The following is a 14,985-nucleotide window of genomic DNA, read 5'->3' on the forward strand; positions in this document are numbered from 1 at the left end:
GAAGTCCTCAGGCGCCGATGACGGCAGCCAGCAACAGGTCGATGAGCTTGATCGCGGCGAACGGCAGCAGCACGCCGCCCACACCGTAGACCAGCATGTTCCGGCGCAGCAGCACGGTGGCGCCGGACGGTCGGAAGCGCACGCCGCGCAGCGCCAGCGGGATCAGCAGCGGGATGATGAGGGCGTTGAAGATCAGCGCCGCCAGCACGGCATTGGTCGGGCTGGACAGCTGCATGACGTTCAACGCGGCCATCGACGGGATCGCCCCGGCGAACAGCGCCGGCAGGATGGCGAAGTACTTCGACACATCGTTGGCCAGCGAGAACGTGGTCAGCGCGCCGCGCGTGATCAGCTGCTGCTTGCCGACTTCGACGACTTCCAGCAACTTGGCCGGGTCGGAATCGAGGTCGACCATGTTGCCGGCCTCCTTCGCCGCCTGCGTGCCGGAGTTCATCGCCAGGCCGACGTCGGCCTGCGCCAGCGCGGGCGCGTCGTTGGTGCCGTCGCCGACCATGGCGACCAGGCGGCCACCGGCCTGTTCCTGGCGGATGCGCGCCAGCTTGTCCTCGGGGCGCGCCTCGGCGATGTAATCGTCCACGCCGGCTTCGGCGGCGATCGCGGCGGCGGTCAACGGGTTGTCGCCGGTGATCATCACCGTGCGGATGCCCATGGCGCGCATGTGGGCGAACTTCTCCTTGATGCCGTGCTTGACCACGTCGGACAGTTCGACCACGCCGAGCACGTGGCTGCCGTCGCTGACGACAAGCGGCGTGGCGCCGTTGCGGGCGACCTGCTCGACACGTGCGGCGAGTTCGGCCGGGGCAGCGCCACCATGGGCCTGCACGTGCTTGAGGATGGCGTCGGCTGCGCCCTTGCGGATGCGGCGTGCGCGGCCGGGGCCGTCACCCGCCAGGTCCACGCCGGACATGCGGGTCTGCGCGGTGAAAGCGACGAAGTTCGCGTGCGCCGGTTCCACGAGTGTGGCGCCCTGCTCGCGCGCCAGCTTCACGATCGACTTGCCTTCCGGCGTGGGGTCGGCCAGCGAGGACAGCATGGCGGCGTCGCGCAGCTGCTCGCGGTCGATGCCGGCCAGCGGATGGAACAGCGTGGCCTGGCGGTCGCCGTGGGTGATGGTGCCGGTCTTGTCGAGCAGCAGTACATCGACGTCGCCCGCGACTTCGACCGCCTTGCCCGACTTGGCCAGCACGTTGGCGGCCAGCGCACGGTTCATGCCGGCGATGCCGATGGCGGGCAGCAGGCCACCGATGGTGGTGGGGATCAAGCAGACCAGCAGCGCGACCAGCAGCAGCGGATCGAGCCTGGCGCCGACGAAGCCGGCAATGAAGGGCAGCGTGACGACGACGATCAGGAACGTCAGCGTCATCGTCAGCAGCAGCAGGCCCAGGGCGATCTCGTTCGGCGTCTTCTGCCGGTTGGCGCCTTCGACCAGCGAGATCATCCGATCCAGGAAACTGTGCCCGGGCTCGGCGGTGATCTTCACCACGATCTCGTCGGACAGCACCTTGGTGCCGCCGATCACGCCACTGCGGTCGGTGCCGGCTTCGCGCAGCACGGGGGCGGATTCGCCGGTGACGGCGGATTCGTTGATCGTGGCCAGGCCCTTGACGATTTCGCCATCGGCCGGGATCTGCTCGCCCGCGGAGACGATGACGTAGTCGCCCGGCTTCAGTTCGGCAGCCGGCAGTCGGCGTTCGGCGCCGCCCAGCGGCGTGTCGATGCGCCGCGCGACGAGGTCCTTGCGGGCGCGGCGCAGCGACGCCGCCTGGCCGCGGCCGCGCGCTTCGGCGACGGCTTCGGCGAAGTTGGCGAACAGTACGGTGACGAACAGCAGCGCGGTCACCGACCCGCCGATGCCCGGCGTGGTGGTGCCGGCCAGGGTGAGGCCGGCGGTCAGCAGCGTGCCCAGCCAGACCACGGCCATGACCGGGTTCTGGAAGGCGTGCTGCGGGGCCAGCTTGGTGAAGGAACCGATCACGGCGGCGCGGAAGCCCGCGCTGTCGAGCAGGGCCGGCGCCCGGCCGGCGTGGCGTGCGGAAGATGTGGAATGGGTCATGTCGGTGTTCTCAGAGCGCGCTCAGGGCCAGGTGGTCGGCGACGGGGCCGAGGACCAGCACGGGCATGAACTGCAGCAGGGTCAGGATGACGACCACGGCGACCAGGGTGAGCGCGAAGGTCGGGGTTTCCACCTGGAGGGTGCCGGGGCCTTCGGGGGTGGCGCGCTTGCGCGCCAGCGAACCGGCGATGGCCAGCGGGATGATCAGTGCAGGGTAACGACCCAGCGCCAGCATCAGCGAGGCGCTGAGGTTCCACCAGTACGTCGCGTCGCCCAGGCCTTCGAAGCCGGAACCGTTGTTGGCGAACGCCGAGACGTACTCGTAGAACACCTGGCTGATGCCGTGGAAGCCGGGGTTCGAGTTGCCGGTGATCGACGGCACCGCCAGCGTGATGGCGGTGAAGGCCAGCAGCGCCAGCGGCTGCAGCAGCACCAGTGCGGCGAGCAGCTTCACCTCATGCGCCTCGATCTTGCGCCCGAACAGTTCCGGCGTGCGGCCGATCATCAGGCCGGCGAGGAATACGCTGAGCAGCAGATAGACCAGGAACTGCTGCAGGCCGCAGCCGATGCCGCCCCAGATCGCGTTCACCAGCATGTTGCCGATCGTCACCAGGCCCGTCAGCGGCGCCAGCGAGTCGTGCATCGCATTGACCGAGCCGTTCGACGTCTGCGTCGTGAAGGCCGCCCACAGCGCGGACGGCGCGGCGCCGAATCGCACTTCCTTGCCCTCCATCCGCGCGATGTCGCTGGACGTGCCGGACAGGCTTTCGGACCACACGGCCGTGCCGGCGGAGACCAGCGACATCGTCAGCATGGTGCCGAACACCAGGGCGGTGAATTTCCTGCGCCCGGTGAAGCGGCCCACCATGAAGGCGATGCTGACGGGGATCAGGATCAGGGCCAGCGTTTCCAGCAGGTTGGAGAATGGCGTGGGGTTCTCCAGCGGTACGGCGCTGTTCGGGCCATACCAGCCGCCGCCATTGGTGCCCAGCTGCTTGATGGCCACCATCGGCGCGACCGGACCCAGCGGGATCTTCTGCTCCGCCATCTGCGCCGAAGCATCGATCGGCGTCGCCACCGGACCTCCCTGCAGCGTGGCCGGCACGCCCTGGCTGGTCAGCGCCAGCGACCAGACCAGGCACAGCGGCAGCAGGAAGCGCACAGCAGGACGGATCACGTCGGCCCAGTAGTTGCCGACATCGGCGTCGCCGCGGCCCTGCTTCGGCATGTCGCGCGACTGCCGTCCGTGGCGAGACAGTGCGTGTTCCGGAGCGTCCTGCCCGGCCATCCCTGGCCGGGCGCTCACGGTCGCGTCCGATGCCGACAGGGCATCGGACGAGCTTGCGCCCGCTCGCCCACCGAACAGCCCACGCAGCGTCGCCGCCACCAGCGCCAGGCCCATCATCGGCGTGACCACCTGCAGGCCGACGATCGCACTGGCGTGTGCCAGGTATGACAGCTGCGCTTGCCCGGAGTAGTGCTGCTGGTTGGTGTTGGTGAGGAACGACACCATCGTGTGCAGCGCCAGGTCCCAGCGCATGTTGGGGATGTCGTTGGGATTGAGCGGCAGCCAGGCCTGGGTCATCAGGACGACCCATACGATCACGCCCAGCACCAGGTTGCTGAGCAGGAAGGCCTTGGCGTAGCCCTTCCAGCCCATGCCGCGCGAAGGATCGACGCCGAGCAGCGCGTAGACGGGGCGTTCGATCAGGCCGAACAGCCGGTCGCCCCGCATCGGGGCACCGCGCATCACCGCGGCCAGGTAGCGGCCCAAAGGCCAGCCCAGTGCGATCGCAAGCGCGAAAACAAGGAGGAATTCAGTCATGGGAGTCATCCATCGGCGTGCGTGCGCGCCGCGTGATCAGCAGGAACAGAAGGCCGGCGCCGGCGAGCAAGCCCGCCAGCGCCAGCAACATGCAGAGAAAGGACGCGAGCACGGCCGCCGTCAGAACGACGCTTGCAGCGCCGCTTCGACGCGCGAGCCGGCCAGGGCCGGGAACAGCGTCTTCGCGCTGCTGTCGGTGGCGTGCGCAGTAACGCGTAGCTCGAACGGCGCCTTGAACGCCCACACGGCGCCCAGCTGTGCATGTGCGTAGCGGTCGTCGTAGGCGTCGTCCAGCCAGTAGTAACCGGCGGCGGCTTCCAGGCGGACCTGGCCGCTCAGCGGCAGCTTGGCGCCCAGCTGCGCGTAGGCACCCGCTTCGTCGGTGGCGAGCGCTTCGGTGGAGTAGCCCAGCTGTGCCCAGTAGTTCTGCTTCCAGGTCAGCGTGCCGATGGCCTCGGTCCAGTTGAGGTCGACCGTCGTGGACGGATACCGGTAGTGGGTCAGGTTGACGTCGAGCGCCCAGTCCTCGGACAGCGCACCGCCCCAGCCGACGGTGACGTCGATCTCACTGCTGGCCTTCGCTTCCGGGGCGAACTCGACGTTCGAGCCCCAGATCGCGCCGTACAGACCGTTGTCGGCCGTGGCCTTGAAGCCCGCCTGCACCGCGGGATCGCCCTGCGTCTGCGTGGTGCCGCGCCAGACGTAGTCGGTGGTGATGGCGCCGGAACCGGTGAAGGTGGCCGCCGTGGCGGATGAGGCGGCGGCCACCAGCAGACCGGCGGCGAGGGAAGAAACGACGAATGCAGGCACGCGCCTGCGTGAAGCCGAGGAAATGAAAGACATGCGTGCGATCCAGGCGGAAGACGTTCCGCCGACCGCGAAAGTCTGGTCCTGCACCGCGTAAAGCCGCCATGCGCTTCCCGCGCACCGCCGTAAATTCGGCGTAAAGCCGCCGCGCGCCCCGCGTCAGCCGGCCGTGCGCGCCTGCGGTGACGGCGTGCCCAGTACGTGCTCGGCATCCTGATCGAACGTGGGCGCCGCGAACGGCACCGGCCCGGGGGTGCGCCCGAAGGCGATCGGCCGGGTGACGCCGCGGTAACTGCCGACCACGGGATGCGCGATCTCCGCCACCATGTCCTCGGCCAGCACCTGCGGATGCTCGAACATGTCCTCGACGCGTCGCGCGGCCGCGCAGGGCACCTCGTCGCCGAAGTGGGTTTCCCACTCCATGGCCGTGCGGGCCTGCAGCGCGGCGTGCAGTTGGGGCACGATTTCGGCCGCACGCTCGGCCCGCTTGCGCACGCTGTCGTAGCGCGGATCGTCGGCCAGCACATCCAGGCCGGTCAGGCGGCACAGCGCCTTCCAGAAGCGCGGCGTGTTGGCGGACAGGTACAGGTAGCCCTCGCGCGCCGGATGGATGCCGGTGACGCCACCGGAACGCATGTCGCGGCCGATGTCGAGCGCCTCGCCCTCGGCCCAGATCATCCGCGCCGACTGCATGGTCAGCGCGCTGCGCAGCAGCGAGATGCCCACGAACTGCCCGCACCCGCTGCGCTCGCGTTCGTACAGCGCCGAGGACACGCCTGCGGCCAGCAGCGCGGCGGCGTAGTAGTCCACCACCGAGCCATAGATGATTTCCGGCGCGCCGCCACGCTTGCCCTGCAGTGTGCACATGCCGGTCATGGCCTGCAGCACCTGATCGTAACCGGCCTTGTCCTTCATCGGCCCGGTTTCGCCGTAGCCGGTCACCGCGCAGTAGATCAGGCGCGGATTGATCATCGACAGGCGGTCGAAGTCGATGCCCAGCCGCTTCGGCACGCTGGGACGGAAGTTGTGCACCAGCACGTCGGCCTCGCGCACCAGACGCAGCAGCGCCGCATGATCGGCCGGCTGCTTGAGATCCAGCGCGATGCCCTGCTTGCTGCGGTTCACGCCCAGGAACGCCCGGCTCTCGCGCTCCAGCGTGGACGGGTACTGGCGCAGGTTGTCGCCATCGGGCGGCTCGACCTTGATGACGTCGGCGCCCTGGTCGGCCAGCAGCGTGCAGCCGTACGGCCCGGCGATGTAGGCGCTCAGGTCCAGCACCTTGACCCCGGTCAGCGGACCGGCAGGGCCGGTGCGCAGACGGGAACGGAAGGGAGACGGATTGTCCATGGGAAAGAGGCTCCTTCAGCCGTCGCCGCAAGGGCGGTGGCCAGTCTGTGCCACGTGGCGGGCGCGATACAGCCCGCGGCCGTAACTTCTGCTGCCACAAATTCTTGCGAGCGCGCGGGCGGTCATGCCGGCGGCAGCGACAGCCAGGTCAGGCGCCACGCGCCATCATGCCGCCCACCTGCGCGGTAGTACGGCCAGAACATCAGCGGGGGCCGGCTGGCGGGCTGCAGCGAGATGGCCGGGCCCTCTTCATCGTCGGTCACCGGCAGCACCTGCAGCCAGTCGTCCTGCGGACCGTCCGGCAGACGGATGGTCTCGTCGGTCTTGAAGCCGTCGATCAGGCCGGTGGCATAGGCCAGCGGGCCACGCGTGAGGCCGACGTAGTGCAGGTCCAGTACCTGCTGCTGGACCTCCGAACCGTCCGGCGCGCGCGATTCCTGCACGTTGCGCAACACCTGCCGGTGCAGCACCGGCCGCAGCGGGAACGCCAGCTGCACATGGTCGTCGGAACGCCACAGGCGGCGCAGGACAAGAAAGCGGCCGGGGACGATCGCGGCATCCACGGGCTCGCCGTTGACCGATACCACGGCGCCTTCGGCCCAGGACGGGATGCGCAGGGACAGGTCGAAGGTCGCTGCGTGTTCAGGACGCACGTCCAGCGACACCTCGCCGTCGAACGGATAGCCGGTACGCTGGCGCACCACCAGTGTGCCCGCCTGCGGATGCGCCAGCCGGGCTTCGCCGGGGCCGTACAGCTGCACGCGGACCGCTTCGCCCTCCACGGCGTAGGCCAGCGCCGGCAGTTCCTCGAGCGCCATCGCGCCACTGGACTTGCAGCAGCGCCAATAGGTGGTATGCACGCGCCGCCCGTTCGGGAACGAGTAGTAGCACCAGTCCTCGCCATCCGGCGCCTGCGCGCCGAGCAGGTCGTTGTAGGCGGTGCGCTCGATCTCTTCGGCAAAGCGCGCCTCACCGGTCAGCCGCAGCAGCTCGCGGTTGAACTGGATCCACGACAGCAGCGAGCACGTCTCCACGTAGGCGTTCGGACTGAAGCTGCCACGCGCGTTGAACACTTCGCGCGAGCGGTGCGCCACGCCGCCCCAGGGACCACCACCCAGCGTCAGATGATGATCGCGGATGTTCTGCCAGATGCGCTCCAGCGTGTCGCGCAGGCCGACGTCGCCGGTGACGCGGCACAACTTCACCAGCGCCACCAGGTTCCACAGCAGTTGATAAGCCTTGCCGGTGGCGATCTCGGAGGCGTCGGCGCCGGCTTCCAGCGCGGGCAGCAGGCGCAGTGCGGGATGCGCGTTGGCCTGCTCCAGCACGCGTTGCGCGAGGGCGAGGAAGCGCGGCTCGCCGGTCTCCTCATGCAGCTCCAGCGCGGCATCCATCAGCACGGTGGCCGACATGCCGTGGTGGTTGCCCAGCGTGGTGATGTCGATGCCCGACGCCAGTGCCTGCGCGCACAGGTCGGCGATGCGTCCGGCGGCCCGCGTGTAGCGCACGTCCTGCAATGCGCGCGCGGTTTCGACCAGGCCGAGGATCAGGTAGGCATGCACCCAGATGTCCCACGTGCGCAGCGCCGGGGCGCCGTCCCAGCTCGGCGGCTTCGGCGGTTGTGGATGGGTGAAGCGGCGTGCTTCCGCGTACGTGCCCAGGTAGCCGTCGGCTTCCTGCACGGAGAGCAGGTAATCGGCGACCTTCCGCAGGTGGTCGCCCAGCGTGGCATCGCCGCTGCGGACGAACGCGCGGGCCGCGGCCGACAGCCACTTGCCGGCGTGCTCGCCGTACCAGTCGCCTTCGGTGTTGCGCGCACGGTGTTCCGGCGAGAACAGCGCGATGGCGGGGCTGTCTGGCGCGGTGATGAAGTGCGACAGGCGGCCGCGCAGGTTGGCGTCGAGCGCAGCGCCGAGGAGGCCGCCAAGCACGACCGACGACGACGCAGTGGCGGCGACCGTCGTCATGCGGCATCCACCACGCAGCGGAAGCCGATGCGACCGGAGCGGTCCTTGCCCGGCGCCATCAGCAGCAGCTTGCCGTGCTGGTCCAGCCGCCGGGCCTGCGGGAAATACCAGTGCGAGGTGCGCGGCTCGTAATCGCTGCCGCCGCGCACGATGGCCGCACGCGTGTGCTCGTCGTGGAATTCGTCCGTCCATTGCCAGACATGGCCGACAAGATCCTGCACCCCGAACGGGCTGGCCCCTGCGGGATGCATGCCCACATCGGCCGGCGGCGGCAACGTGCGGCCGCGGAACACCGGTGGCGCGGCATCCTCCCGCCACGTATCGCCCCAGGGATACAGGCGGCCGTCGGTCCCCTGCGCGGCATACTGCCATTCCCATCCATGCGGCAGGCGCTTGCCCGCCCAGGCAGCGTAGGCGCGCGCGTCCTCCAGCGACACCCAGGTGACCGGCTTGTTCTCCCAGCCGGTCTGCGGCGCACCGTCGCGCCAGTCGCGGAGGAAGTTCAGCGCATCGCGTGGCGCATACCCGGTGGCGTCGACGAACGCCTTGAACTGCGCGTTCGTCACCGGATGGCGATCGATGTGGAAGGCTGCCACCTGCATGCGGTGGCGATGGTGGCGGCGCGCGGTCGGCTCCCACGGGAACTGCACGTCGACGCCTTCCCACACCTGCCCTTCGATCTCGATGCCCTGCACGGCGAACAGGAATTCGCCCGCCGGGATCGTCACCATGCCGTCGGGCGCAACGGCCTGCGGCGCGGTCGGCGCGATCGCTTGCAGCGTCTGCGGCAGGGCTTTCCAGTGCGCCGACAACGAGGCCAGCGGCGTGGCCGCGTACTCCGCCATCTTCGCCAGCAATGCCTCCAGGTCGGCTTCCTCCACGCCTTCGCGCAGCGCCAGCAATGCGCCGAAGCCACGGCCTTCCAGCGTCGTCTCCAGGATCGCCCGGCCGTCGAGGATGCGTGGCTCCAGCACGGTGCCGTTCCACAGGTCGAAATAGCGCGTGCCCTCGACATGCGGCACGGCAAGCTGCTCGCCACCGATCACGTACTCGTGACGGTTGACCAGCGTCCACAGCGTGCGGCCCTCGCCCGGGAAACGACTGGCGAAGATGCCGGCCTGTAACGTGCGCTCGTAGGGGCGCCAGTCCAGGCTGACAAACAGCGAAGGAAACCGGCGGTAGATCGTGGCGATGCGGCGCAGCGACTCGGCATCGCGCGGGGTCAGCTGGTTCCACAGGCCCCACACGTTCTCCCACGCGTTGTAGCCCACGCCGTTGAAGAAGATGTACTGCAGGTCGTGGATGCGGTCGCGGCCCCAGCGGTTCTCGTAGTTGATCATGTGGCGCGGTTCCAGCCACTTGAACTTCGCCACCGGCGGCACGACTTCGTTCGGCGCCTTCTTGCCCCAGCTTTGCACGTTCCAGATCAGGTGCTCCTCGGCGCTGATCGTGGACTCGGGCTGCACCACCACGGGATGGCCCAGCGCATCGCAGGCATCGAAGAACGCGCGCGGCACGCCGTTGTAGGTGTCGCCGTTGATGCCGTCCGCGCCGACCGCCTTGACGATCTTCGCGATGGCCTGCCAGTCGGGCTCGCCTTCGTCGCGGGTGCCGTTGTCCCACGGCATGGTGGTGAGGAACACGCGCACGCCGCGGCGGTGGAAATCGTCGATCGCGCCGCGAAGGCCCTCCAGCCCGCCCGGCAGGCTGCGGGCCAGGTCGAACTGGTTGCGGTCGTCCACGCCGATGTTGGGGTACACGCACCACAGCAGCACGCTGTCCAGGCCGCCGTAGCGCGCTTCCAGATCATCGAGGTAGCGATCAACGGTGTAGCGGCCGGCGGCGGGATCGTAGAGATAGCGGTCTTCGACCATGACCTGTGCATGCACGAAGTTGCGCTGCGCCCACTGCAGTTCCGGCCGGCGGTAGTTGGCGTCGTCGTAGCCGATGCGGGTGAGGTGCTCGCGTCGCCAGTCCTTCAACTCGGCGACCCAGTCGTCGGCCGAGGCGTTGGCGTCGATCTTCCATTGGCCGATGTCGGCGAACGGCCAGCCCGGCGCCTTGCCCGGCGTGGGCAGATAGCGCTGGGTGGTGACGTGCGAGAACTTGTATTCGGTCTTCACCACGTGCGGCGTGTCGTCGCGCTCGGGCGCTGCGTGGGAACCGGGGGGAACGGGGGTGTTCATGAGTGAGGATCTTGATCGGGATCAGGAAAGGCCGCAGTAGGCCGCCAGGGCGGCCCGCCGCGCGGGTTCATCGGCATGCCCGGCCAGCCAGGCCTCGACCTCTGCGCGCATCGGGATGCTGGCCTGCGCGCCCAGGCGGGTGCAGGCCAGCGCGGACGCCGCACTGGCGAAGCGTAGCGCGTCCTCCAGCCCCGCATGCTCGGCCAGCCGCGCCGCCAGCGCGCCACAGAAGGTGTCGCCGGCCGCGGTGGTGTCGACGGCCTCGATGGGAAACGCCGGCTGCAGGAAGATTTCCGCGCCGCGCCGCGCGAAGCAACCGCGCGCGCCCAGGGTGACGACCACGCAGGGCACCGGCAGGCGCGCCGCCTGCGCCGCCACGCCGCCCTCGCCCGCCAGCGTGGCCAGTTCGCCTTCGTTGACGACCAGCACGTCGACGCTGTCCAGCAGGCCCGGCGGCAGCGCGGTGGCGGGCGCAGCATTCAGCACCACGCGCACGCCGGCCTCGCGGGCCAGTCGCGCATAGCTGGCTACGCTGTCCAGGGTTGTCTCCAGTTGCAGCAGCAGATAAGCGATGCCGCGCAACGACGGCAGGTGGTGCGGCCTCAGGCCCGTGTTGGCGCCGGGTGCCACCGTGATCGCGTTCTCCGCGTCGTCGGACAGGCAGATGAAGGCGGTGCCACTGGCGGCATCCGGCACGCGCACGATATGCAGCGCGACACCGGCATCGGCCAGCGCGGCTTCCAGCACCACGGCGTAAGGATCGTCGCCCAGGGCCAGCAGCATGCGCGTGGGCACGCCGCCGGCGCGCGCGCTGGCCACGGCCTGGTTGGCGCCCTTGCCGCCCGGGAACGTGGCGAAGTCGCGCCCGAGTACGGTCTCGCCCGGCGCCGGTACATGGCCGGCGCGAACGACGAAGTCGAGGTTGGCCGATCCCGCCACCAACACGCCTTCCTGCCCGCGGCTCATCGCGTCACCGCCGAATAGACGGCGCGATAGAACGGCGCGGCCAGCTTGGGCAGGGCCGGAGCAGCCTCGGTGGGCAGGTGCTGCGACATCAACAGGATCACCAGGCCCCGCTCCCGATCGATGGTGAAATAGGTGGAGGCCGCGCCGGACCAGCCGAACTGCCCATGCGATCCCGGCCGCGTGGCGACGGCCGGATCCGTGACGACGTAACCGCCCAGACCGAAGCCCTCGCCCGGCTCGGACGCGGGCACGGGCGGATCGAAGCGGCCCAGCTGGTCGGACATCATCATCGCCACGGTGTCCTCGCGCAGCAGGCGGACGCCCTCGAGCGCGCCCCCTTCCGCGAGCATGCGCGCGAAGCGCAGGTAGTCGGCGGCGGTGGAGTACAGACCGCCCGCTCCGCTGGTGTAGGCGCGCAGCCGGATGCCGGGTTCGCGTGCGGACGGCGTATCGGCCAGCACGCGCCGACCTTCGCCATCGCGCGTGGTCAGCGCCATGACGCGGCCACGTTGCGCGAGAGGCACTTCGAATCCGGTGTCGTGCATCCCCAGCGGCCGGAAGATGCGTGTACGCAGGAAGACATCGAACGGCTGCCCGCTGGCGACTTCGACCACGCGGGCGAGGACTTCGGTGTTGACGCCGTCGTAGCGGAAGCGCGTGCCCGGTTCGGTCGCCAGCGTCGCGCGTGCGACACGCTGCGCGTAGCCGGCCAGGTCCGTGGCATCTTCCGGCGCCTCGGCTTGCAGCAGGGCCGAGGCCACACGGATATCGTCGCCACCGGTGGCGAACCCGGCGGTGTGGGTCAGCAGGTGCCGCACGGTGAGCACGTGCTGCACCGGGACGAGTTCAGGCGCCTCGACGCTGCCGCCGGCGACGCGCTGCAGGCCGGCGAATGCCGGCAGGTAAGTGGCGACCGGAGCATCGAGCTGCAGCCTGCCCTCCTCCGCCAGCATCAGCGCCGCCACGGAGGTGACGGGCTTGCTCATCGAATAGAGGCGGAAGATCGCGTCTTCGCGCAGCGGCTGCCGGCCTTGCAGGTCGGCATGGCCGAACACACCGCGGTACACCACGGTGCCGCGCTCGGCGACCACGGCAACGGTGCCCAGGTAGCCCTCAGGGCCCACGGCATCCGCCAGCACCGCATCCATCGGCGCAGGCGGCAGCGCCTTCGGGGTCGGAGCGGCGGTCGCGCAGGCGGCGAGCGAGAGCATCAGGACCATCCAGAGCCCGCGCCGCCCTGGAGAGGGGACGGCGCGGGTGGATGCAACGTGGGAGAGTGCGGGCATCCGCGGATGGTGGATCAGAACGTGTACTCGTAGGTGAAGGAGTACATGCGGCCACGGCCGGCCCAGTAGTTGCGGAACCCCGGCACCTGCGACCAGGTCAGGATGTACTGCTTGTTGGTCAGGTTCTCGATGCCCAGCGAGAAGCGTCCCCACTTCTCCACCCGATAGTTCATGCCTAGATCGAACAGCGTGTAACCCGTCGTATGCTCTTCGTAGCTGAAGGTACGGTTGTCGAATTCGCGCACGTCGCTACCGGACAGGTCGCGGGAAAGCAGCGTGGTCGAGCCCAGGGTGACATCGCCGGCCTCGTTGAACTTCCAGCGCACGGACAGGCCAATCTTGTCCGGATTGATGTCCAGCGCGCCCATCGGCTTGTTGAGTCCACCCGCGCCGAACCGGCCGGCGGGATCCTCCGTCCAGAACGCGGTCTTGCCCCGAATGCGCGAGTACAGGCCACTGAGTTTCCAGGCCTCGTTGATGTTCCAGTCGCCGGAGAACTCGAACCCCTTGATCCGGGTCGGCGCACGGAACAGCACATAGTCGTTCGTGGCAGGATCTATGGCGAAGGAGGTGCCGTAGTCGGAACGCGAGTCGTAGTAAGACGCGCTGAAGGAGGTGGTATCGCCACGCCAGTTGACGCCGACCTCGCGGTTGTCGACCACGACCGCGGACAGCTCGCGGAACGTCGAATCGACCGAGACCGGCGGATCGCCGGGGCAGCCATCCGGCTTGGTGTCGTTGGGGTCGTCCGGGCAGGAGATGTTGCGCAGCGGAATGCCCACGTTGGGCAGGCCGAAGCCCTCGCCGTAGGCGCCGAACACGGACCACTGGTCGGTGATGCGCCAGATGGCGCCGAAGTTCACCAGGTTCTCCTGGTAGCTCAGCTTGCCGCCCTCGACGAAACGGCGGTCGCGGAACCAGGTGGTGGTGTAGTCGTCCACGCTCAGCTCGCCGTCTTCACGGCGCAGGCCGCCGCTCAGCGTCACCGGGCCGATGTCCCAGCTCAGTTGCGCGTAGGGCGCGATGCTTTCGTACTCCATCGGCGGTACCCACACCCGGTTGGTCAACGCCAGGCGCTGGTCCGCCTTGTCGCGCACCCAGTCCACGCCGGTGCGCAGTTCCAGGCCGGGCACGCCGAACAGCTCGCCGCGCACCCACGAAGGACGGAAGCCGACCTTGTCGGAATTGATCTCCGACTGGTCCCAGATCAGGCCGTCGGGGCCGTTCGGCGGGATCAGCGGATCCTGGCGGTCGCTGCCGTTCTCCGGCGGATAGCGCATGGCCTGGTCGGCCCAGTAGGCGTTGAGGTTCAGCGTGCCGCCGAGGAAGTCGCCATCGGTGTACTGCAGGTTGACCTGGCGGAAGTCGTTGAACTCGGCCTTGCTGCCGAAGATCTGGCCGCGTTCGGAGGTGTTCGGGCGCGGGTCCTCGCACCAGCCCGGCTCGTAGCGGCAGCCGTCGACCTGGATGTAGTTGCCGTTGCCTTCGATCTTGAAATGGCTGTAGCTCAGCTGCAGGCGCTTTTCCAGATCCTCGCCGAAATTGAAGCCACCCTTGACGAAGACATTGCGTGCCACCGAATCGTTGACCGAACCGCTGGTATTCATGCCCAGGCGCACGCCATCGGCGTCGTAGCCCATGCCGCGGTCGATCTGCGCCACGCCGGCGATGAGGTCGTAGTTGTCCTGCTTGTAGGCGTAGTTCAGGCCCAGCTTCCAGCCGGCGCTGTCGTCCTTGAACTGGGTGGAGTAGCGCGACAGGAAGCGGAACTCGCTGCCCTCCTTGGTCGGCACGGCGGAGATGTAGTTGATGATGCCGCCCGCCGCGCCGATGCCCTCGGACGCGGACGGGCCGTTGATCACTTCCACGCGACCCACGATGCCCATGTCGGTGAAGGTCGCGTTGCGGCTGCCGTCGCGCAGCGGCGAGCCCTGCGGCACGCCGTCGAACAGGCGCAGCGCCACGCGGCCGCGCAGCGTCTCGCCGCTGTTGCTCATGGCCTGCGAAGCCTCCGCATAACCCGGCACGGTGCGCGCCAGCACGGCGGTGGCATCCTCGGTGACCAGCAGCGTATGCGCGATCTCTTCCTTGCTGACCAGCGACACCGCGCCCGGGATCCTGTCCACGGCCTTCGGCGCGCGCACACCGGTGACGATCACCTGGTCCAGGTCGACGGCGTCCTTCGCCCGTTCTTCTTCATTCGCTGCGTCCTGCGGCGGCGGTGGAGTGTTCTGTTGGGCCTTGACGCTGGCGCTCACGGCGGCGGCCAGCAGGAAAACGCCGAACGCGGCGGGTACCTGTTTCATGATCGATTCTCGGAATGCTTCGGTGGACGGTGCGGCCACGCACCAGGCGCCCGCTCCGTTGACAAGGATGTGTGTGCGAGAAGGCCGCGACGACGGCCGGCGTGCCCAGCGTTCCTCCCAGACGCTCGAACCCGACGATGGCCACAGCCTAGGCAAGCGCGCGTCGCGGAGGAATCGCCCGCGGATATGTTCACAGGCTAGTTTTTGTAGCGTGCACTGCA

At 69.0% G+C, this 14,985-nt stretch carries 9 protein-coding genes; all 9 read right to left on the reverse strand.

Annotated features, from left to right (window positions below; translation table 11 throughout):
- Positions 1-7: 7 nt before the first annotated feature.
- Positions 8-2,074 carry a potassium-transporting ATPase subunit KdpB gene (kdpB, locus tag V8246_RS05130; protein ID WP_336188193.1) on the reverse strand — a complete coding sequence of 689 codons (2,067 nt, stop codon included), beginning with the start codon at positions 2,072-2,074 and terminating at the stop codon, positions 8-10.
- A gap of 10 nt (positions 2,075-2,084) precedes the next feature.
- Positions 2,085-3,899 (reverse strand): potassium-transporting ATPase subunit KdpA, encoded by a 1,815-nt coding sequence (kdpA, locus tag V8246_RS05135; RefSeq protein ID WP_336188194.1) that lies wholly within the window; start codon positions 3,897-3,899, stop codon positions 2,085-2,087.
- A gap of 120 nt (positions 3,900-4,019) precedes the next feature.
- Complete coding sequence (locus V8246_RS05140) at positions 4,020-4,742, reverse strand: TorF family putative porin (protein WP_336188195.1); 723 nt, start codon at positions 4,740-4,742, stop codon at positions 4,020-4,022.
- Between the two features lie 123 nt (positions 4,743-4,865).
- Entirely contained in the window at positions 4,866-6,053 is a 1,188-nt protein-coding gene (locus tag V8246_RS05145; protein ID WP_336188196.1) for a CoA transferase, read from the reverse strand.
- 122 nt (positions 6,054-6,175) lie between these two features.
- Entirely contained in the window at positions 6,176-8,020 is a 1,845-nt protein-coding gene (locus V8246_RS05150; RefSeq protein ID WP_336188197.1) for a beta-L-arabinofuranosidase domain-containing protein, read from the reverse strand.
- Complete coding sequence (locus V8246_RS05155) at positions 8,017-10,206, reverse strand: SUMF1/EgtB/PvdO family nonheme iron enzyme (RefSeq protein ID WP_336188198.1); 2,190 nt, start codon at positions 10,204-10,206, stop codon at positions 8,017-8,019. The genes V8246_RS05150 and V8246_RS05155 overlap by 4 nt, the downstream gene beginning before the upstream one ends.
- A 21-nt stretch (positions 10,207-10,227) precedes the next feature.
- A complete protein-coding gene (locus V8246_RS05160; RefSeq protein WP_336188199.1) occupies positions 10,228-11,172 on the reverse strand; it encodes a ribokinase in 945 nt (314 codons plus the stop codon).
- Positions 11,169-12,383 carry a serine hydrolase domain-containing protein gene (locus V8246_RS05165; RefSeq protein ID WP_336188200.1) on the reverse strand — a complete coding sequence of 405 codons (1,215 nt, stop codon included), beginning with the start codon at positions 12,381-12,383 and terminating at the stop codon, positions 11,169-11,171. The genes V8246_RS05160 and V8246_RS05165 overlap by 4 nt, the downstream gene beginning before the upstream one ends.
- 89 nt (positions 12,384-12,472) lie before the next feature.
- Positions 12,473-14,764 (reverse strand): TonB-dependent receptor, encoded by a 2,292-nt coding sequence (locus V8246_RS05170; RefSeq protein WP_336188201.1) that lies wholly within the window; start codon positions 14,762-14,764, stop codon positions 12,473-12,475.
- Between the last annotated feature and the right edge of the window lie 221 nt (positions 14,765-14,985).

Source organism: Pseudoxanthomonas sp. F11 (assembly GCF_037046485.1).
GTDB lineage: Bacteria > Pseudomonadota > Gammaproteobacteria > Xanthomonadales > Xanthomonadaceae > Pseudoxanthomonas_A.